At 68.8% G+C, this 18858-nt stretch carries 16 protein-coding genes and 1 pseudogene; 7 read left to right on the top strand and 10 right to left on the bottom strand.

Going from position 1 to position 18858, the window contains the following annotated elements:
- Positions 1-6 precede the first annotated feature (6 nt).
- Complete coding sequence (locus tag I6I07_RS25220) at positions 7-2280, bottom strand: heavy metal translocating P-type ATPase (protein ID WP_198484183.1); 2274 nt, start codon at positions 2278-2280, stop codon at positions 7-9.
- A 165-nt stretch (positions 2281-2445) separates the two neighbouring features.
- On the opposite strand from I6I07_RS25220, the gene I6I07_RS25215 reads away from it, so the two are divergent.
- The 5 genes from I6I07_RS25215 (at position 2446) to I6I07_RS25195 (ending at position 7718) form a co-directional block, all read left to right on the top strand.
- Positions 2446-2646: a heavy-metal-associated domain-containing protein gene (locus I6I07_RS25215; RefSeq protein WP_006394713.1), complete on the top strand. Its 201-nt coding sequence runs from the start codon at positions 2446-2448 to the stop codon at positions 2644-2646.
- Positions 2647-2813: 167 nt separating this feature from the next.
- Positions 2814-3542, top strand: coding sequence for a glutathione peroxidase (locus I6I07_RS25210; protein WP_198484182.1), 729 nt, complete (start codon positions 2814-2816; stop codon positions 3540-3542).
- A 200-nt stretch (positions 3543-3742) separates the two neighbouring features.
- Positions 3743-5179: a dihydrolipoyl dehydrogenase gene (locus I6I07_RS25205; protein ID WP_198484181.1), complete on the top strand. Its 1437-nt coding sequence runs from the start codon at positions 3743-3745 to the stop codon at positions 5177-5179.
- A gap of 191 nt (positions 5180-5370) precedes the next feature.
- Positions 5371-7035, top strand: coding sequence for an HAL/PAL/TAL family ammonia-lyase (locus I6I07_RS25200; protein ID WP_198484180.1), 1665 nt, complete (start codon positions 5371-5373; stop codon positions 7033-7035).
- On the top strand, positions 7032-7718 hold the full coding sequence (locus tag I6I07_RS25195; protein ID WP_006394717.1) for a GntR family transcriptional regulator: 687 nt from the start codon (positions 7032-7034) through the stop codon (positions 7716-7718). Before I6I07_RS25200 ends, I6I07_RS25195 begins: the two co-directional genes overlap by 4 nt.
- A gap of 24 nt (positions 7719-7742) precedes the next feature.
- Here the strand turns inward: I6I07_RS25195 and I6I07_RS25190 are convergent, their stop codons facing one another.
- The 6 genes and pseudogenes from I6I07_RS25190 to I6I07_RS31945 form a co-directional block, all read right to left on the bottom strand.
- Positions 7743-8504 carry an SDR family oxidoreductase gene (locus tag I6I07_RS25190; RefSeq protein WP_198484179.1) on the bottom strand — a complete coding sequence of 254 codons (762 nt, stop codon included), beginning with the start codon at positions 8502-8504 and terminating at the stop codon, positions 7743-7745.
- A gap of 13 nt (positions 8505-8517) precedes the next feature.
- On the bottom strand, positions 8518-9543 hold the full coding sequence (locus tag I6I07_RS25185) for an AraC family transcriptional regulator (protein WP_198484178.1): 1026 nt from the start codon (positions 9541-9543) through the stop codon (positions 8518-8520).
- Positions 9540-9899: a hypothetical protein gene (locus tag I6I07_RS25180; protein ID WP_198484177.1), complete on the bottom strand. Its 360-nt coding sequence runs from the start codon at positions 9897-9899 to the stop codon at positions 9540-9542. Before I6I07_RS25180 ends, I6I07_RS25185 begins: the two co-directional genes overlap by 4 nt.
- 231 nt (positions 9900-10130) lie before the next feature.
- Entirely contained in the window at positions 10131-11021 is an 891-nt protein-coding gene (locus I6I07_RS25175) for a 23S rRNA (adenine(2030)-N(6))-methyltransferase RlmJ (protein ID WP_006394718.1), read from the bottom strand.
- 12 nt (positions 11022-11033) lie between these two features.
- A complete protein-coding gene (gene ugpQ / locus I6I07_RS25170; protein WP_198484176.1) occupies positions 11034-11783 on the bottom strand; it encodes a glycerophosphodiester phosphodiesterase in 750 nt (249 codons plus the stop codon).
- A gap of 493 nt (positions 11784-12276) precedes the next feature.
- Positions 12277-12372, bottom strand: a pseudogene (locus I6I07_RS31945) (peptidase dimerization domain-containing protein); the annotation flags it as partial.
- A gap of 393 nt (positions 12373-12765) precedes the next feature.
- Here I6I07_RS31945 and I6I07_RS25160 point away from each other — a divergent pair.
- Positions 12766-14736 (top strand): SurA N-terminal domain-containing protein, encoded by a 1971-nt coding sequence (locus tag I6I07_RS25160; RefSeq protein WP_198484175.1) that lies wholly within the window; start codon positions 12766-12768, stop codon positions 14734-14736.
- Positions 14737-14774: 38 nt separating this feature from the next.
- Here the strand turns inward: I6I07_RS25160 and I6I07_RS25155 are convergent, their stop codons facing one another.
- Positions 14775-15434 (bottom strand): arylesterase, encoded by a 660-nt coding sequence (locus I6I07_RS25155; protein ID WP_054431373.1) that lies wholly within the window; start codon positions 15432-15434, stop codon positions 14775-14777.
- Here I6I07_RS25155 and I6I07_RS25150 point away from each other — a divergent pair.
- On the top strand, positions 15433-16104 hold the full coding sequence (locus I6I07_RS25150) for an ABC transporter ATP-binding protein (protein WP_054460650.1): 672 nt from the start codon (positions 15433-15435) through the stop codon (positions 16102-16104). The genes I6I07_RS25155 and I6I07_RS25150 overlap by 2 nt on opposite strands.
- A gap of 94 nt (positions 16105-16198) precedes the next feature.
- Here I6I07_RS25150 and I6I07_RS25145 read toward each other — a convergent pair whose 3' ends face one another.
- Positions 16199-17182, bottom strand: coding sequence for an ABC transporter substrate-binding protein (locus I6I07_RS25145; RefSeq protein ID WP_198484174.1), 984 nt, complete (start codon positions 17180-17182; stop codon positions 16199-16201).
- Between the two features lie 22 nt (positions 17183-17204).
- Positions 17205-18851 carry an ABC transporter permease gene (locus I6I07_RS25140; protein ID WP_198484173.1) on the bottom strand — a complete coding sequence of 549 codons (1647 nt, stop codon included), beginning with the start codon at positions 18849-18851 and terminating at the stop codon, positions 17205-17207.
- Positions 18852-18858: the final 7 nt, after the last annotated feature.

The raw sequence follows: 18858 nt of genomic DNA, 5'->3' as shown, positions 1-18858 counted from the left end.
GGCGCGTCAGTGCGCGGCGCGCGGGCGGAAGGTCTTCAGGCGCAGCGCGTTGCCCAGCACGAACACGCTGGACAGCGCCATGGCGCCGGCCGCGAAGATGGGCGAGAGCGACAGCCCGTAGGCCGGGTACAGCGCGCCCGCCGCCAGCGGGATCAGCGCGGCGTTGTAGGCGAAGGCCCAGAACAGGTTCTGGCGGATGTTGGCCAGCGTGGCGCGGCTGAGCGCGATGGCGTTGGGCACGCCGTGCAGGTCGTCGGCCATCAGCACCACCGAGGCGGCCTCGATGGCGACGTCAGTGCCGGTGCCGATGGCGATGCCGGTGTCGGCCGCGGCCAGCGCCGGCGCGTCGTTGATGCCGTCGCCGACGAAGGCCAGCTTGCGGCCGCCGGCGCGCAGCGCGGTGATGGCCTCGACCTTGCCGTCGGGCAGCACCTCGGCGCGCACTTCGTCGATGCCCAGCTGGCGCGCCACGGCCTGCGCCGTGTGGCGGTTGTCGCCGGTGATCATCGCGGTCTTCAGGCCCTGCGCGTGCAGCGCCGCGATCGCGTCCACGGCCGAAGGCTTGACCGGATCGGTCACCGCGATCATGGCGGCGGCCTGGCCGTCGATGGCGACGTAGATCGGCGTCTTGCCGTCGTTGCCCCATTGCTCGGCGCGCCGGCCGAAGGCGCTGACGTCCACGCCGCGCTCGGCCATCAGGCGGTCGGCGCCGGCCAGCACGCGCTTGCCGGCCACGCTGGCCTCGACCCCGGCGCCGGTGATGGCGGCGAAGCCTTCGGCCGGCAACAGGTCGATCTTGCGTTCGGCGGCGGCCGCCACGATCGCCAGCGCGATCGGGTGTTCCGAGCGCGCCTGCACCGAGGCGACCCATTGCAGCACGTCCGCGTCACGGAAGCCGGCGGCCGGCTCCAGTTCGGTCAGGGTCGGCTTGCCCAGCGTCAGCGTGCCGGTCTTGTCGAACGCCACCACCTGCACGTCGCGCAGCGTCTGCAGCGCGTCGCCCTGGCGGAACAGCACGCCCATGTCGGCGGCGCGGCCGGTGCCGACCATGATCGAGGTCGGCGTGGCCAGGCCCATGGCGCACGGGCAGGCGATGATCAGCACGGCCACGGCGTTGACCAGCGCATGCGACAGCGCCGGCGTCGGGCCAAGGAAGAACCAGGCCAGGAAGGTCAGGAGGGCCATGCCCATCACGGCCGGCACGAACCAGGCGGTGACCTGGTCCACCAGCGCCTGGATCGGCAGGCGCGCGCCCTGGGCGACCTCGACCATGCGGATGATGCGGGCCAGCATGGTGTCGGCGCCGGTGTGGGTGACGCGCAGCGTGAAGCTGCCCGAGGTGTTGAGCGTGCCGCCGGTGGCCTGCATGCCGGGCTGTTTCTCGACCGGCACCGGTTCGCCGGTCAGCATCGATTCGTCGACGTACGAGCCGCCTTCGATGATCTCGCCGTCCAGGGGGATCTTTTCGCCGGGGCGCACCATCACGATGTCGCCCTTGCGCACCTGTTCGATGGCGATGTCCTGCGGCTGGCCGTCGCGCAGCACGCGCGCGGTGCGCGGCTGCAGGCCGATCAGGCGCTTGATGGCCGCGCCGGTCTTGCCCTTGGCGCGCGCTTCCAGCGTGCGGCCCAGCAGGATCAGCGTGACGATCACCGCCGCCGCTTCGTAATAGACGTTGCGGGCCGCTTCCGGCAGCCACTCGGGCGCGAAGGTCGCGACCACCGAGTAGCCCCACGCGGCGCCGGCGCCCAGCGCCACCAGCGAGTTCATCTCCGGCGCGCGGCGCCACAGGGCGGTCAGGCCCTTGCTGAAGAAGTGGCGGCCCGGCCAGGCCAGCACCGCGGTGGTCAGCACGAACTGCAACAGCCAGCTGTTCTGCTGGCCGATGGTCGCCATGACCCAGTGGTGCATGGCGGGGATCAGGTGCGAGCCCATTTCCAGCGCGAACACCGGCAACGTCAGCACCAGCGCGGCGATGAAGGCCTGGCGCAGGCGCTGCGCCTCGGCGTCGCGCGCTTCGGACTGGCGCTCGGCGTGATCGTCCTGGGCGACGATGGGGCGGGCCTCGTAGCCCATCTTGACGACGGCCTCGACCAGCGCGTCGGGTTGGGCCGCGGCCGGATCGTAGGCCACCAGGGCGCGTTCGGTGGCCAGGTTGACCTGGGCCTGGGCCACGCCCGGGACGCGGGTCAGGGCCTTTTCCACGCGCTTCACGCAGGACGCGCAGGTCATGCCTTCGATGGCAAGTTCAAGCTCGACGGAAGGGTTGGCAACGCTCATGGCAGTCTCGGTTGAGGTAGGAAGACCCCAGTGTCATCCTTCCCATTGTGGGAAGGTCAAGGATTATTCTACGCTTGACCTTCCTATAATGGGAAGGTCTAAGCTGGGGTTGAGCTGGCACCGGAAGCGGTGCGGCAATCCCCCTGATCCACACGGAGAAACACCATGAGCATCGAATTCCAAGTCCTCGACATGACCTGCGGCCACTGCGTCAAGACCATCACGGGCGCGGTGACGGCGGCAGCGCCGGGCGCCAGCGTGGCGGTGGACCTGCCCACGCATCGCGTCACCATCAGCGGCACCGACCAGGCCGACAAGGTCGAGGCCGCGATCCGCGACGCCGGCTACGAGCCGCAACGCGTGTGACGGCCGGCCGCCGCCGGGCGTATGATAGACAACGTCTGGCGGCGGTAATGTTGTTATTGCCAAAAGCTATCAATCAATTAAGTTAATTAAATTTGATAAATTGATAGCTGCGATTTATCATTCTTTCCATGGTGGTTAAACAACCCCGCTACCCAAGGAGAGATTGAATGCTGCAAAACCGTGAAGGCCAACGTGTTCCCAACGTAACGTTCCCCGTCCGCGAGGGCAACACCTGGAAAAAGGTCACGTCCGACGACCTGTTCAAGAACAAGACGGTCGTGGTCTTTTCGCTTCCCGGCGCTTTCACGCCGACCTGCTCGTCGACCCACCTGCCGCGCTACAACGAACTGGCCCCGGCCTTCGCCGCCGCCGGCGTCGACAGCATCGTCTGCGTGTCGGTCAATGACACCTTCGTCATGAACGAATGGGCCAAGGACCAGGAATCGGCCAACATCACGCTGCTGCCCGATGGCAACGGTGAATTCACCGCCGGCATGGGCATGCTGGTCGACAAGAGCGACCTGGGCTTCGGCAAGCGCAGCTGGCGCTATTCCATGCTGGTCAAGGACGGCGTGGTGCAGAAAATGTTCATCGAGCCCGAAAAGGAAGGCGACCCGTTTGAAGTGTCGGACGCCGACACCATGCTGGCCCACTTCGCCCCGACGGCCAAGAAGCCCGACCAGGTGGTGGTGTTCTCCAAGCCCGGCTGCCCGTTCTGCGTGGAAGCCAAGGCGCTGCTGGAAGACAAGGGCTACGCCCTGATCGAGATCCCGCTGGAGAACAAGGTGCGCGGCCGCGTGATCGGCGCCGTGTCCGGCAAGGGCACCGCTCCGCAGGTGTTCATCAATGGTTCGCTGATCGGCGGCCTGGACGACCTGAAGGCGCACTTCGCCTGATGCTGGCAGGGAAGGGGCGCGTCGCGCTCCTTCCCGCGCCGAGCCGCCGCTGGCGGCCCGGCGCGCCGGTTTCCCTTTTTCCGCATCTTCGCGCGGCCCCGACCGGGCGCCGCGGGACGGCGTTCGTCCCGAGGGTGCGCAACAAGGCGGAATCCGCCTTTGACAATGCTTGCTCCACGCTACACCGGGGGATCCCACTCATGAAGACTCTGCACACCGATATCGCTATTCTCGGCGCCGGCACCGCCGGCCTGGCCGCCTACCGTGCCGCCAAGGCCGCGGGCAAGCGCGCGCTGCTGATCGAAGGCGGTCCCTATGGCACCACCTGCGCCCGGGTCGGCTGCATGCCGTCCAAGCTGCTGATCGCGGCCGCCGAGGCCGCCCACCAGGCGGCGCACACGGCGCCGTTCGGGGTGCACGTCGAGGGCGAGGTCACGGTCAATGGCGAAGAGGTGATGGACCGCGTCAAGCGCGAGCGCGACCGTTTCGTCGGCTTCGTGCTCGAGGGCGTGGAGAACATTCCGGCGGAAGACAAGATCCGCGGCTACGCCCGCTTTGAATCGGACACGGTGCTGCGGGTCGACGACCACACCGAGATCCACGCGTCCCGCGTGGTGATCGCGACCGGTTCGCGGCCGTCGGTGCCGCCGCCGTTCCGCGCGCTGGGCGACCGCCTGGTGCTCAATGACGACGTGTTCGCCTGGGACGACCTGCCGCGCCGCGTGGCGGTGTTCGGCCCCGGCGTGATCGGGCTGGAACTGGGCCAGGCGCTGGCGCGGCTGGGCGTCGAGGTGCGGGTGTTTGGCGTCAGCGGCAGCCTGGGCGGCATCAGCGATCCGCAGGTGCGCCACAGCGCCCGCAAGATCTTCCAACAAGAGTTCTACCTGGATCCGGACGCGCGCGTGCTGGAAACCCAGCGCGTCGGCGACGAGGTCGAGGTGCGCTACGTGGCGCTGGACAACAGCGAACGCACCGAGCGCTTCGACTACGCGCTGGTGGCCACCGGCCGCCGCCCCAATGTGGACGGCCTGGGCCTGGAGAACACCTCGCTGCAGCTGAACGCGCAGGGAGTGCCGCTGTTCGACCGCGACACCATGCAGGCGGGCGAGTCGGCCATCTTCATCGCCGGCGACGCCAATGCCGATGCGCCCTTGTTGCACGAGGCGGCCGACGAAGGCCGTATCGCCGGCGAGAACGCGGCGCGCTATCCGGAAGTGCGCCAGGGCCTGCGGCGCGCGCCGCTGGCGGTGGTGTTCTCGGACCCGCAGATCGCGCTGGCCGGGCAGGGCCATGCCCGCCTGACGCCGGGCACCTTCGTGACGGGCGAGGTCGATTTCGGCGACCAGGGCCGTTCGCGGGTGATGCTGAAGAACCGCGGCCTGCTGCACGTGTATGCCGATATCGCCACCGGCCGCTTCCTGGGTGCGGAAATGGTCGGCCCCAGCGCCGAGCACATCGGCCATCTGCTGGCCTGGGCCGTGCAGCAGGAGCTGACCGTGGCGCGCATGCTGGAAATGCCGTTCTACCACCCGGTGGTGGAAGAGGGCCTGCGCACCGCGCTGCGTGATGCCGCCGCCAAGCTGGCGCGGGCACAGGAAGCGCTGCGCCAGGTGGAAGCGGAAGACGCCGCGGCCTGAGGGTATCGATGCGTGGAAAAGGCTGCCCCTGGGGCAGCCTTTTTTGCGTCCTGGGCGGGTGCCGGGAAGCGTGCGGTCGGGCTGACCGGGGCGGGGGCCGCGGGTGAAGGCGGAATCGCGCGGACCCAGGATTTCTTGTCACGCTCGGTAATTTTATAGATAATCTATAAAACTTGACCAGGCCCTCGCCCATGAACACTCCCGTCATCACGCTGGACGGCGCGCATCTGCGCGCCGAGGACGTCGTCGCCATCGCGCGCGGCGGCGCCACCGTCGCCCTGGCCGACGCCGCCCGCCAGGCCCTGGACGCCACGCGCGGCTACATCGAATCGCACTGGCTCAACGACGCCGCGCCGCTGATGTACGCCTTCAACACCGGCGTGGGGGCGCTCAAGAGCCATCGCATCGCGCCGGCGGAGATCGCCACGTTCCAGGCCAGCCTGGTGCGTTCGCATTCGGCGGGCACGGGCGAACCGATGCCGGACGAGGTGGTGCGCGCCATGATGGCGTTGCGCGTCAATGCCTTCGCCAGCAATCATTCCGGCGTGCGGGTCGCGATCATCGACCGGCTCATCGCCATGCTCAACCACGGCATCACGCCGCTGGTGCCGTCCAAGGGCAGCGTCGGCGCCAGCGGCGACCTGGCGCCGCTGGCCCTGATGAGCGGCGCCCTGATGGGCTTGCCGGAATCGCGCGTCGCCTACCGTGGCGAGGTGATGCCCGCCGCGCGCGCCTTCGGGCAGGCCGGCATGGCGCCCACGATGGACGTGCAGGCCAAGGATGCGACGGCGTTGATCAATGGCGCGACCGCCTCGCTCGCCTATGCCGTGCTGGCCGCGCACGACGCGCGCGAGCTGCTGGGCAGCGCGACTCTGTCGATGGCCATGACGCTGGAGGCGCTGCGTGGCGAACTCTCGTGTTTCGAGGACCGCGTCATGCTGGCGCGCCCGCACCGCGGCCAGCGGCGGGTGGCCGCGGCGATCCGCCAGCTGGTGGCGGGCAGCCAGCGCTGCACCGAGCCGGCCCGGCAACTGCGCCTGCGCGGCACGCCGGGGCTGGATCCGGCACAGGCCGGCACACCGCATACGCCGCCCCTGGCGCCGCGCATCCAGGACGTCTATTCGCTGCGCTGCGTGCCGCAGGTCTACGGGCCGGTGCTGGACGCGCTGGACTACATCGACGGCATCCTCGCCACCGAAATGAACAGCGCCACCGACAATCCGCTGATCTTCCCGGAAGACGCGGGCTACGCCATCGTTTCGGGCGGACACTTCCATGGGCAGTACATCGCCCAGGCCATGGACCTGCTGGCGCTGGCGGTGGCCGACCTGTCGGCGATCTGCGACCGCCGCAGCGCGCGGCTGGTCGATCCGGCCTGCAATTTCGGCCTGCCGGCCAACCTGATCGCGCAGCGCCCGGGCATCAATACCGGTTTTTCGGTGGTGCAGAGCATGGGGACCGGGCTGGTGCTGGAGAACATGGGCCTGTGCGGCCCGGCCAGCGCCACCAGCCTGCCGGCCAAGGGCAACACCGAAGACCACATCAGCAATTCGTGTTTCGCGGCGCGCCGCACCCGCACCGTGGTCGAGAACACCCAGGCGGTGGTGGCCGTCGAACTGCTGCTGGCCGCGCAGGCCCTGGACCTGGCCGAGCTTGACCTGGCCGCCTATCCGGTGGGCGCGGGCACGGCCGCGGCTTGGTCGGCGGTGCGGGCGACGGTGCCGGCCATGCTCGGCGATGACCGCTGGGTCCATGACGACATCGCGCAGTTGCGCGCGCGGGTCGCGGACGGCAGCCTCACCGCCGCCACGCAGTCCGCCTGCGGTCCGCTGTGGCAGGCGCGGGAGGCCGCATGACCCTGGCCCACGGCGCGTCGCGCGACGATGACGACACCTTGCCCGGGCGCATCGCGCGCACGCTGGTCGAACGCATCATCACGGGCCAGCTGCGCCCTGGCGAGCGGGTGGGCCAGGACGCGCTGGCGGCCGAGTTCGGCGCCAGCCATGTGCCGGTGCGCGAGGCGTTCCGCCGGGTCGAGGCACGCGGGCTGCTGGTGAGCGAGCCGCGCAAGGGCGTGCGGGTGAGTTCGCTGGACGAGGCCTCGATCGTGGAAATCACGCGCATGCGCGGCGCGCTCGAATCGCTGGCCCTGCGCCACGCAATGGCGGCGATGAGCGCCGGCGACCTGGCGCGGGCGCAGGCCGCGATCGAGGCGGGCGACAAGGCGCGCGACATGCGCGACTGGGAGGCGGCCAACCGCGCCTTCCACGAGGCGCTGTACCGGCCGTGCGCGATGCCGCGGCTGCTGGCGACGATCGACATGCTGCACGAGTCGCGCACGCGCTACATGCATGTGACGGCATCGTGCGTGGCCTGGGATCCGGGCTCGCAGCGCGAGCACCTGGAATTGCTCGACGCGGTGCGCCAGGGCGAGGTCGAACGGGCCTGCCGGCTGCTCGAGGCGCACATCGAGGAGGCCGGCGAGATCCTGGTGCGCGGCCTGGCGATATGGCGCATGACCGTCGTGGGCGAGCCCTGAGACGGCCGTCGGCCCATCAAGGCGCTATCGACGGCCCATCTGCTCGGCATCCGCACGCCTCAAGACGGCGCGCGGGTTGATGCGGCCGATGAAACGGATCAACCTGCTCGCGCCGGGCAGCACTTCGTCCTGGCCCTTGCGCAGTCCCCGCAGCGCAGCGCGGCCGAACTTGGCGACGTCCATCAGCATGGCGCTGTTCATGTCTTCCTGGTCCTTGTTGAAGGGCGTGTCGATGGCTGGCGGCGCCAGTTCGACCACCTTCACGCTGGAGAGTCTCAGCTGCGCGCGCAGGGACTGGGTGTACGAGTGCATCGCGGCCTTGGTGGCGCTGTAGATCGGCTTCAGGGCCAGCGGCACGAACGCAAGGCCCGAGGTGACGTTGACGATGGTGGCGCTTTGCTGGCGTTTCAACACGGGCAGGAGCTGGTTGATCAGCTGGATCGGGCCGATCAGGTTGGTCCTGATCTCGTTCTCCAGGTCCGGAAGGGGGCGGTCGGTTTCGTTCAGGTTGAGCTTGAGCCCGATGCCGGCGTTGTTGATCAGCACATTCAGCGCCGGAAACGTGCGCGCGATGGCAGCGCAAGCGCTGGCGATCGACGCGGGATCGCGCTGGTCGCAGATGAATGTGTGCAATGCGGGGAACGCCGTGCGCGCTTCGGCCAGGCGGGCCTGCGAGCGTCCGGTGACGAGCACGGTGTTGCCCGCGGCGAGAAACTGCCTGGCCAGTTCGAGGCCGATACCGCTGGTGCCGCCGGTAATCAGGATGGTGTTGCCGGAAAGGTTCATTGGGCGGGTCTTTTCAAGGGTTCGACGAGGGGGCGTGACGCTCGCGCCAGCGGACCGGGGTTGTCTGCTCCCAGTTCCGGAATGCGCGGGCGAACGAGTTGGGTTCCGCGAAGCCAAGCAGCATGGCGATGGCGACGGCATCGAGTTCGGTGGTCGATAGCAACCGGCTCGCGGTGATGCGCCGGACACGGTCCAATTGCTGCTGGAAGGTGGTGCCTTGCGCCGAGAGCCGCCGTTGCAAGGTACGGCGGCTGGTCAGCAGCCGGCCCGACACCGCGGCGATATCGGAGGGACGGCCTTCGCTCAGCTGCCGCGCGATGGCCACGCGCACTTCGGCGATGAGCGCCGGGAATCCCTCTCCCTCGGCCAGCCGTTGTTCCAGGCCTTCGGCCACCTGCGCGAAGGCGCCGCCCCCAGCGGCGGCGAACGGCACGTCGAGGGCGGAGCGATCGAACACCATGGCGTCGCTGGCCGCCGAGAAGACGATGGGGCAGCCGAAGTGGCCGCGCAAAAGCGTCTGGTCCGCCGGCCGTCGCGTCAGCTCCAGGCGAATGGGGGCGACCCGGCCGGCGCTGCCACGGTGGGCCATCTCCTTGAGCGAGGCCAGGGTGGTATCGACGAGCAGGCGCGGCACTTCCCCCGTCGCCTGCAGCCAGCGATAGCGCACGATCGCCTCGTCGCCCCGGGTCTCGACTTCCACCAGCTCGGGGCAGGTCAGCCGCTTGTAGCGGGCGAGGGCCGCGAGGGCCTGGCGAAAGTCCGGGGCGTGCAGCGCGACGATCGATGGGATGCCGTAGCCGCGGGCAATGCCCTCGGCGCCGAAACGCAGGCCCGCCGACCGGTCATCGAGTTCCGCCTCTACGGCCTGCCAGAGGCGGAAGAATTCGCCCGTGTCCAAATGGTTCGACGGCGCCACGCCCGCGCGTTCGCACAATCTTTCGATCGACAGGCCGAAGCCGGCGATCGCCCTGGGCGGTATCGAGAAGGTTCCGATGCGCCGGTTGCCTGGGCGGGCGCTTCGCGCTGGCGTGGTCTTCATCGCGTGGCCACCAGCGCGAGCACGAGGACGGCGAACACGCTGATCAGGATCCTGGGCGGGCGGTACTCGATGAACACAAAGGCCAGGACGAGCCAGGCGGCCGCGGCGAAAACGGTGAGCGCGAGTGCGGGCCACTGGCTCAGGAGCGCGGGCGCCTGGCGCGCCACCAGCAAACCGAAGCCGCCGAAAAGCACCAGCCCCAGCGCATAGGCGGAGTGCAGGCCGTAGTACAGCGTGGTTTCCGGCCCGGGCGCGCGTGCGCCCCGGGCGAACTGCGCAACGACATCGATGGCGAAGTGCAGGCCGCCCGCCAAGGCCAGCCATGAAAAGGAGGAATAGACCAGGATTTGACGCATCTTCCGGCTCCGTCGGATTGCCGCCGCGTACGACAGGACATCGGTATCGGCCAAGACCCCAAGATAAGCAGGCGCCGCCGGTTCCGCAAATCCGATCGCGCCAAAAGCGAACCACGTGTTCCCGGCGCGCAGGCCCGGCCGCGGCGTGCCAGGGGCGCAGGTCGAAATAAAAAAGCCCGGCCTTGCGTCTCGATCACGCAAGGCCGGGCTTTTATGGGGACGGGTCTAGAATCAGTCGTCCGACTGCTTCTTCGGCACGGGGAACGGGTTCTCGCGGTACTGCAGCGTGAAGCTCGCGCGTTCGTCCTGGCCGAGTTCGCGCGCCAGGTAGGGCATGGTCTGCTTGAGGGCGTCGTGCAGCGTCCAGGGCGGGTTGATCAGGAACATGCCGCTGCCGTGCAGGCCGTAGCCGTCGATGGTGGCCTTCTTGACGGTGAGGGTGGCGTGCAGCCAGCTCTTGACCTTGAGGTTCTCGAAGTGGCGCGCCATTTCGCTGGCCTCGCGCCGCTGCACCAGCGGATACCAGACGGCGATGGTGCCGGTGGCGAAGCGCTTGACGCATTCCTTGACGGTGATCAGCGTGCGGCGGTAGTCGTTCTTGTCTTCATAGGACGGGTCGATCAGCACCATGCCGCGGCGCGTGGGCGGCGGCAGCAGGGCCTTGACGCCCTCGAAGCCGTCGTCGCCGTAGATGGTGGTCTGGCGCTGCGCGGTGCGGTCCATGTGTTCGAGGTTGCCGACCAGGGTGTCGATCTCGGTGGGATGCATCTCGAACAGCCGCAGGCGGTCGGACGGGCGCAGCGCGTCGAGCGTCAGCCAGGGCGAGCCAGGGTAGCGCTTGAGGCGGCCGTTGGTGTTGAAGGCGCGGATGCGGGCCATGTAGTCGGCCAGCAGGGGCGGCAGGTCGTCGCGTTCCCACAGGCGGCCGATGCCGTCGGCGAATTCCGAGGTCTTGGCGGCCCAGTCGCTGTCCAGGCTGTAGAGCCCGGCGCCGGCGTGGGTGTCGATGACCCAGTAGGGCGCGTCCTTGCGGTTGAAGTAATCCAGGGTGTGGACCAGGATGGCGTGCTTGAGCACGTCGGCGTGGTTGCCGGCGTGGAAGGCGTGGCGATAGCTGAACACGGGGCGGGGGCCTCAGGCGGCGGGCCGGATGGCGGCCAGTTCGTCGGTGAAGATGCCGTCGATGCCCCAGTCGAGCAGCAGGCGCGCGCGTTCGGGGTCGTTGACGGTCCAGGCGGCGATGCGGTAGCCGGCGGCGTGCACGGCGTCGATCAGTTCGCGCGTGGCGTCCTTCTGGTTGATGTTCAGGGCGACGCAGTCGTACTTGACCAGGCGGTCGAGCCAGTCGGCCGGCACTTTCTCGACCAGCAGGGCGCGCGGCAGTTCGGGCGCGGCGTCCTTGGCGGCCTGCAGGGCTTCCTCGGCGAAGGACGACAGCAGCGGGGCCACGGCGGCGCCTTGCCAGAGTTCGCGGGCGGCCAGGGCGACGGCGGCGCCGGTCTCGGCTTCGCGGCCGGGGCAGGGCTTGATCTCGACGTTGCTGGCGATGCCGTTGGCGACGGTGTAGCGGGCCACGGCGGCGAAGGTGGGCAGGGGTTCGCCGGCGTAGGCGGCGGAGTGCCAGCTGCCGAAGTCCAGTTGCGCCAGTTCGCTGAAGGTCTTGGCGGCGGCGGGACCGTGGCCGTTGGAGGTGCGGTCGACGTCGTCGTCGTGCATCAGGACGAGGACGTTGTCGCGGCTGAGCTTGACGTCGTATTCGAACATGGTGAAGCCGTGTTCGGCGCCGACGCGCATGGCGGCGAGGGTGTTCTCCGGGGCCAGGCGGCCGCCGCCGCGGTGGGCGATGTGGCGGGAATAGGGCCAGGTGGGGAGGAGTGCGGTCATTTCTTTTGATGCGTTTGGGGTTCTTTGGGACAGGGTGGAAGGATACTCTGTTCTGGGGTTTCGTTCCCTGGTGCGCGGGGGCTGCTGCTAGGGGGGCGGGTGGGGTTTCTTTTGGGCGCGGCAGCGGGGCCGTGGGGCGGGGCTGGGGCTACGAGGCTTGTCCGGCGCGTGCGCGCCGGACAGCGCGTCCTCATCCTTGTCGCCTGCGGCTCCTTCGGATTCCGTCGCGCGCGCCTCTACACGCCCCAGCCCCGCCCCACGGCCCCGCCGCCGCTCGCGGCGGTGAATGCTCGGGGCGCCGCCGGGGCGAGGGGCGTGCTTGGGCTTCGTGGGAAGGGGGCGGGGGCCCGGAGGAGTTGCTGGCGCCCGTCCCGCGAGGCCGCCCTGCGCGGCCTTGCGGGACATATGTGGTGGTGGACGGGGGGCGGCTTATTTCGTTGGAGTGGGCGCCGAAGCCGCTCAGGCCCATGCCTTCGATGACGGGGCCGCGGGCCTTGAGGGCGCGGGCGTCGGCCTGGGCGGTGGCCTGGCCGGGGATGACGTTGCGGTTGGTGCCGGCCTGGGCCACGGTCCAGTTCAGTTCCACGCCTTCCACGTCCTTGCTGCCCGATTCGATGTTGACCAGGTCGCGCATGGTGTCGAGCATGGCCTGCTGCTGGCCCTTGGCGGCGTCGTGCACGCCGGCCACGGCGTGGCGGCCCGAGGGTCACGATACGATTGGGGACGGAAGGCGAAAACGGGGGTTTCCCGGGTTGACCGAGGGCGGCTTCCATGGGGGTGGAAAGCCCGTGGCGCGCGGGCGGCAAGGGCGCCGGCCGGGCCGATGTAAGCAGACGCTGCGGGAAGAATGAGAAATGCTAAAATCCGCCCGCTGACCCGGTTTGACCGGTATGGGAATAGGGCGAATGAGATTCGCCTTTTTTTATGCGTTTTCGTGCGGCCCGGGCGGAAGTCTCCCCCCGAGTGCGGCAACAGGGATTCCATGTTCGAATTTATTCGCAGCCACCGGCGCTGGATGCAGTTCATCCTGCTGCTTCTGATTGTGCCTTCCTTCTTCCTCGTCGGGATTCAGGGCTATGAGAGCTTCATGCGCAAGGAGCCTGAACTGGCGACCGTCGCCGGCCAGCCCATTTCCCGCGCGGAGTTCGACCAGGCGCACCGCAACCAGCTTGAACAGTATCGCCAGCGCCTGGGCGCGCAGTTCGACCCGGCCGTGATCGACACGCCGCAACTGCGCGAAGCGCTGCTGAACCAGCTGATCAACCAGCGCCTGCTGGCGAACGTGGCCGTCGACAACCGTTTCTCGGTGTCCGACGAAACGCTGCGCAACACCATCGCCGCGATCCCGGAAGTGCAGGACAACGGCCGTTTCTCGCCCGAGCGCTACCGCCAGGTGCTGGCGGCCCAGGGCATGTCGCCGACGTCGTTCGAAGCCGGCCTGCGCCGTGACCTGGCCGTGGCCCGCGTGCTCGAGCCGGTCGGCCAGTCGGCCAGCGCGCCCTCGGAAGTGGTGGCGTCGCTCGAAACCGCCCTGACGCAGCAGCGCACGGTGCAACTGCGCCGCTTCGCCGCCGCCGATTTCCGCTCGCAAGTGAGCGTCACCCCGGCCGACATCCAGGCCTGGTACGACGCCAACAAGCAGCAATTGCAGATTCCCGAGCAGGTCCAGGTGCAATACCTGGTGCTGAACGAGGCCGCCGCCACCGAAGGCGTGCAGGTCAAGGACGAGGACCTGGCTTCGTACTACGAACAGAACAAGAGCCGCTTCGGCCAGCCCGAGCGCCGCCGCGCCAGCCACATCATGATCGAAGTGCCCGCCGGCGCCTCGGAAGATGCGCGCAAGGCCGCCCGCGCCAAGGCCGAGGACCTGGCCAAGCAGGCCGCCGCCGACCCGGCGCAGTTCGCCGAGCTGGCCCGCAAGAATTCGCAGGACGCCGGTTCGGCCGCCAATGGCGGCGACCTGGGCTGGCTGGCGCCGGGCATGCTGTCCGGCCCGCTGGAAAAGGCGATCTTCAGCCAGTCCAAGGACCAGGTCTCGGGCGTGGTCGAAAGCCCGTCGGGCTTCCACGTCATCAAGGTCACCGAGATCCAGCCGGCCGCGATCAAGCCGCTGGCCGAGGTCAAGAGCCAGATCACCGCCGAAGTCCGCAAGCAACTGGCCGCCGTGCGTTTCTCGGAAATGGCCAGCCAGCTGAACAAGCAGGTCTACGACCAGCGCGACAGCCTGCAGCCCGCCGCCGACGCGGTCGGCCTGAAGCTGCGCACCGCCTCGGGCGTGACGCGCGAAGGCCTCTTGCCCGCCGACCAGGCCGGCCCGGGTTCCGCGGTCGACAGCCCGGACGCCACGCTGCTGGACAACCCGCGCGTGCGCCAGGTGCTGTTCTCGCCCGACGTGCTGCGTGAAAAGCAGAATTCCGGCGTGATCGAGCTGTCGCCCGACACCATGCTGGCGGTGCGCGTGGCCGCGGTCGAACCGGCCCACGTGCCGGCGCTGGACAAGGTCAGCGATTCGATCCGCGCCAAGCTGCTGGACGAGCGCTCGGCCGAAGCCGCCAAGAAGGCCGGCGAAGCCGCGCTGGCGGCCGACCAGGCCAACCCGGCCGCGGCGCCGGAAGGCTTCGGCGGTCCGCTGGTGGTGTCGCGCCAGGATCCCAAGAACCTGCCGCGCCAGGTGCTGGACGCCGTGATGCGCCTGCCGGCCGCCAAGCTGCCGGCCTACACCGGCGTGCAGTCGGGCGCCGATTACACGCTGGTGCGCCTGGAGAAGGTCGAGGCCGGCACGGTCGAGGCCGCCGACAAGGAACGTCTGGCGCAGCAATTGGCCGGCGCCTGGGGCCAGGCCGAGAACGAGGCGCTGGTGCGCATGCTGCGCGAGGAATACAAGGTGCAGGTGCTGCCGGCGGCCGCGGATGCCATCCGCGGCGGCGACGCCTCGCAGCAGGCGGCGGGCTGATCCGCCGCGCCACGGGTCGCGGGCCGTTCAGGCCCGCGTCACTGCAGCAAGGGCCGCAACGCCGGCCAGACATTGTCCAGTAATCGGGCCTGGGCATCCTCGTTGGGATGGATGCCGTCGGCCTGGAACATCGCCCGGTTCGTTGCGATACCTTCCATCAGGAAGGGCACGAGCCGGGCGTTTTCGTCTTTGGCGACCGTGGGGAACACCTGGGCGAAACGCTGGGTGTAGTCACGGCCGTAGTTGGGCGGGATCTGCATGCCGACGATGACCACGTCGGCCTCGGCCTTGCGCGCGGCCTGCGCCATGGCGCGCAGGTTCTGTTCCGTCATGTTCAGCGGCAGCCCGCGCAGGGCGTCGTTCGAGCCCAGCTCCAGCACCACCACCGCCGGCTCGTGCTGGCGCAGCAGGGCCGGCAGGCGCGCGACACCGCCGCTGGTGGTATCGCCGCTGATGCTGGCGTTCACCACCTTGTACTTCGGGTATTGTTCGGAAAGCCGCGCGGACAGCAGCGGCACCCAGCCGGTGCCGCGCTTGATGCCGTATTCGGCGGCCAGGCTGTCGCCCACCACCAGCACGGTGCGCTGCGCGGAACCCTGGGCCGCCGCGGCGGTCTGAGCGTGGGCGGGCGCCACCAGGGTGGCGGCGGCAAGCGTGGATATCAGTAGTGAACGGCGAATCAGGGGAATCAGGCGCATGGATAGCAAGAATTCGATCGAGGTGAAAGGGCTGGGCAAGCGGGTGGCCGATGCCGGCGGGACGCTGTCTATCCTGGAAGACATCGATTTTACGGTGGCGGCGGGCAGCGCCGTGGCCATTACCGGCAGCTCCGGGTCGGGCAAGTCCACTTTGCTGGGACTGCTGGCCGGGCTGGATGTTCCCAGCCAGGGCAGCGTGCGCCTGGCCGGGCAGGACCTGTTCGCCCTGGACGAGGACGGCCGCGCGCGCCTGCGGGCCAATCACGTGGGGTTCGTGTTCCAGTCGTTCCAGCTGCTGCCGAACCTGACGGCGCTGGAAAACGTCATGCTGCCGCTGGAGCTGGCCGGCCAGCCGGCGCGCGAGGCGGCCCAGGCCATGCTCGAGCGCGTCGGCCTGGGGGCGCGCCTGCATCACTATCCGCGCACCCTGTCCGGCGGCGAGCAGCAGCGGGTGTCGCTGGCGCGCGCCTTCGTGGTGCAGCCCGACCTGCTGTTCGCCGACGAACCCACCGGCAGCCTGGACGCCGCCACCGGGGTGACGGTCATCGACCTGATGTTCGACCTGCACCGCGAGCACGGCACCACCCTGGTGCTGGTGACGCACGATCCGCAACTGGCGGCGCGTTGCAGCCGCCAGGTGGTGCTGGCGGCGGGCCGCATGGCGGCCTGACGCGGCATCCGGGCGCGGCCAATGCCGCCTGTCCGGGACACAAACCCGAAACGAAAACGCCACCCGAAGGTGGCGTTCTTGCTTGGCGCGGGCCTTACTTGGCCTTGGCCACGGCCTGGTTCCAGGCGGTGACGACGGCTTCGTATTCCTTGGCGGCGGCGTCCTGGCTGACCGGGAAGATCTTGATGCTGCTGAAGTCGGGCAGGGTGGTCAGGCTGGCCACCGCGATGTCGCTGCGGGTCGGACGGCGGAAGTTCTTGACCAGTTGCGCTTCCTGCGATTCCTTGCTGAGCAGGCCGTCGTACAGCGCCTTGGCGGCGTCCAGGTTCTTGGCGCCCCTGATGATGAACATGCCTTCGGGCGCCAGGTAGCTGCCTTCGGTCGGGTAGACCAGCTTGATCTCCTTCTGGCCGCCGGCCACGTATTCCTGGGCGGCGTATTCCAGCGTCATGCCGACCGCGTATTCGCCGGCCGCCACGCCCTTGTAGGTGGTGCCCGACGAGGCCGTGACCACGGCGTTGGCGGCGATTTTGTCCAGGCCTTCCTGGCCGAACTGCTTGTACAGGCCGTAGACCAGCATGTAGGCGGTGCCGCTCTTGGACGGATCGGTGATGGCGAACTTGCCTTTCCATTGCGGCTGCATCAGGTCGGACCAGGTGGCCGGCGCCGCCAGGCCCTTCAACTGGCGCTCGTTGACCATCAACACCATGATGTGCACGTTGGTGCCGACCCACAGGTCGTCCGGGCCGCGGAACTCGGTGGGGATCTTGTCGAGGTCGGCCGGGCGGTAGGGCTGCAGGTGCTGGCGGTAGGCGCCCAGGGTGCCGAAGCCGCCGCTCCAGAACAGGTCGCCGCGCGGGTTCTGGGCCTCGGCCTCGATGCGCTTCATCATGGTGCCGGTGCCGCCGGTGACCGGCTGCACGTTCAGCTTGGGCGACTTCTTCTTGACGGCGTCGAGCGCGGTCTCGATGGTCTCGGTGTTGTTGGACGAGTACAGGACCACGTTCTGCGCGTGCACGGCGCCCGAGGCCAGGGTGGCGGCCAGCAGGCCGGTTTGCAGGAGGTGTTTGAGGTGCATGGGGAGCCTTTGTGGATGCGGGTTATTTGCCGGAGAACAGCTTGATGCGGAATGCCTTGACCGACACGATGATGGGCAGCACGATCACCGTAACCAGCGCCGCGCCATAGGCCGAGGCCATGCCCAGGCGGCCGCCGTCGACCTGGCGGAAGATGGCGATCGGCATGGTTTCGAGGCCGCCGCTGTAGGCCACGATCGAGGCCGACAGCTCGGAAATCGTGGTCAGCCACATCAGGATGGCGGCCGAGATGATCGAGGCCTTCATGGCCGGCAGGATGACCTTGAAGAAGGTCATCAGCGGCGATACGCCCAGGCTGATCGAGGCTTCCTCGATCGAGTCGGGAATGTTGAACAGCACCGACGAGGCGTTGCGCACCGCGAACGGCAGGCGCCGCACCGCATAGCACAGCACCATGATGCCGGAGGTGCCGGCCAGCACCAGCCAGCCGGTGTTGAAGGTCTGCACCAGCGCGATGCCCAGCACCGTGCCCGAGATGGTCAGCGGCAGCACCACGATGTAGTCCAGCACCTGGGTGAAGGCGCTGCGCTTCTTGATGGTCAGGTAGCTGACCAGCACCGCGAACGCCACCCCCGTGACGGTGGCCAGCGAGGCGAACTTGAGCGAATTCAGGATCGGCTCGGGCGCGCCGTGCAGGGCGCGCTGCATGCTGGCCAGCGACCACGAGCCCCAGTGCATCACCGGCCCGCTGGTCTTGGTGACGGCGGCGATGAACACCACGATCAGCGGCAGCATCGACAGCAGGATCACCAGGCCGACGCCGCCGGTGTACAGCATCGCCTGCCAGGAGCGCACCCGGCGCGCCGCCGGCGCGCGGCCCTGGGTCATGGTGTAGACCTTGCGCTCGACCACGCGCTTCTGCACGAACAGCACGATGGCGACGATGGCGATCGACACCACCGACATGGCGCTCTGCAACGTCGGGCTGCCGCCCATTTCGCTGACGAAGGTGTTGTAGGTCATGACCGACAGCAGCGGCACGCGGCTGCCCAGCAGCATCGCCAGCGCGAAGTTGCCGACCACCAGCGTGAACACCACCAGCGCGTTCACCAGAACCGCCGGCAGCAGCACCGGCACCAGCACCCGCAGCTGCGTCATCAGTGGCGGCGTTCCCAGGCTCAGGCCGGCTTCCTCCAGCTGGCCGTCGAAGCCGCGCAACGCGGCCAGCACGCCCAGGTAGATGTAGGTGTAGTAGACCAGCGTCATCGAGAACACCATGCCGGTCCAGCCATAGAACGACGGCAGCGAGATGCCCGCGTCGCCCAGCAGGTTGGTCAGGATGCCGTTGTTGCCCAGCACCAGCAGCCACGACTGGCCAACGATGATCTCGGGAATGACGATGGTCAGCACCGGCAGGATCGCCACCAGGTTCTTGAGCGGAAAGTCGTAGCGCGCCACCATGTAGGCGAACGGCACGCCCACCAGGATGGTGCAGGTGGTCACCACCAGCCCCAGCACCAGCGTGTTGCCGAACGCCTCCAGGTATTGCGAGTCGGCCAGCAGCGCGCGGAAACCTTCCAGCGAGAAGCCGCCGTCCTGGCCGGTGACGCTGTTGCTGAACAGCACCGCCAGCGGATACAGCACGAAGAACAGCAGCAGCGCCAGGCTGATTGCCGTCAGGATGCCCCAGGGCCACCATTTGATCTTCATGGCGTGG

Source organism: Achromobacter deleyi (assembly GCF_016127315.1).
Lineage (GTDB): Bacteria > Pseudomonadota > Gammaproteobacteria > Burkholderiales > Burkholderiaceae_B > Achromobacter > Achromobacter insuavis_A.
Note: the sequence above shows the minus strand (reverse complement) of the source record. Positions and strands in the feature narration are given on the sequence as shown.

Bases quoted from the DNA above. Each gene is read 5' to 3' on its own strand.
- I6I07_RS25195 (WP_006394717.1), top strand. From the start codon at position 7,032: ATGACCCTGGCCCACGGCGCGTCGCGCGACGATGACGACACCTTGCCC.
- I6I07_RS25200 (WP_198484180.1), top strand. From the start codon at position 5,371: ATGAACACTCCCGTCATCACGCTGGACGGCGCGCATCTGCGCGCCGAG.
- I6I07_RS25155 (WP_054431373.1), bottom strand. From the start codon at position 15,434: ATGCGCCTGATTCCCCTGATTCGCCGTTCACTACTGATATCCACGCTT.
- I6I07_RS25185 (WP_198484178.1), bottom strand. From the start codon at position 9,543: ATGAAGACCACGCCAGCGCGAAGCGCCCGCCCAGGCAACCGGCGCATC.
- I6I07_RS25150 (WP_054460650.1), top strand. From the start codon at position 15,433: ATGGATAGCAAGAATTCGATCGAGGTGAAAGGGCTGGGCAAGCGGGTG.
- I6I07_RS25140 (WP_198484173.1), bottom strand. From the start codon at position 18,851: ATGAAGATCAAATGGTGGCCCTGGGGCATCCTGACGGCAATCAGCCTG.
- ugpQ (WP_198484176.1), bottom strand. From the start codon at position 11,783: ATGACCGCACTCCTCCCCACCTGGCCCTATTCCCGCCACATCGCCCAC.
- I6I07_RS25220 (WP_198484183.1), bottom strand. From the start codon at position 2,280: ATGAGCGTTGCCAACCCTTCCGTCGAGCTTGAACTTGCCATCGAAGGC.
- I6I07_RS25215 (WP_006394713.1), top strand. From the start codon at position 2,446: ATGAGCATCGAATTCCAAGTCCTCGACATGACCTGCGGCCACTGCGTC.
- I6I07_RS25145 (WP_198484174.1), bottom strand. From the start codon at position 17,182: ATGCACCTCAAACACCTCCTGCAAACCGGCCTGCTGGCCGCCACCCTG.
- I6I07_RS25205 (WP_198484181.1), top strand. From the start codon at position 3,743: ATGAAGACTCTGCACACCGATATCGCTATTCTCGGCGCCGGCACCGCC.
- I6I07_RS25180 (WP_198484177.1), bottom strand. From the start codon at position 9,899: ATGCGTCAAATCCTGGTCTATTCCTCCTTTTCATGGCTGGCCTTGGCG.
- I6I07_RS25160 (WP_198484175.1), top strand. From the start codon at position 12,766: ATGTTCGAATTTATTCGCAGCCACCGGCGCTGGATGCAGTTCATCCTG.
- I6I07_RS25190 (WP_198484179.1), bottom strand. From the start codon at position 8,504: ATGAACCTTTCCGGCAACACCATCCTGATTACCGGCGGCACCAGCGGT.
- I6I07_RS25210 (WP_198484182.1), top strand. From the start codon at position 2,814: ATGCTGCAAAACCGTGAAGGCCAACGTGTTCCCAACGTAACGTTCCCC.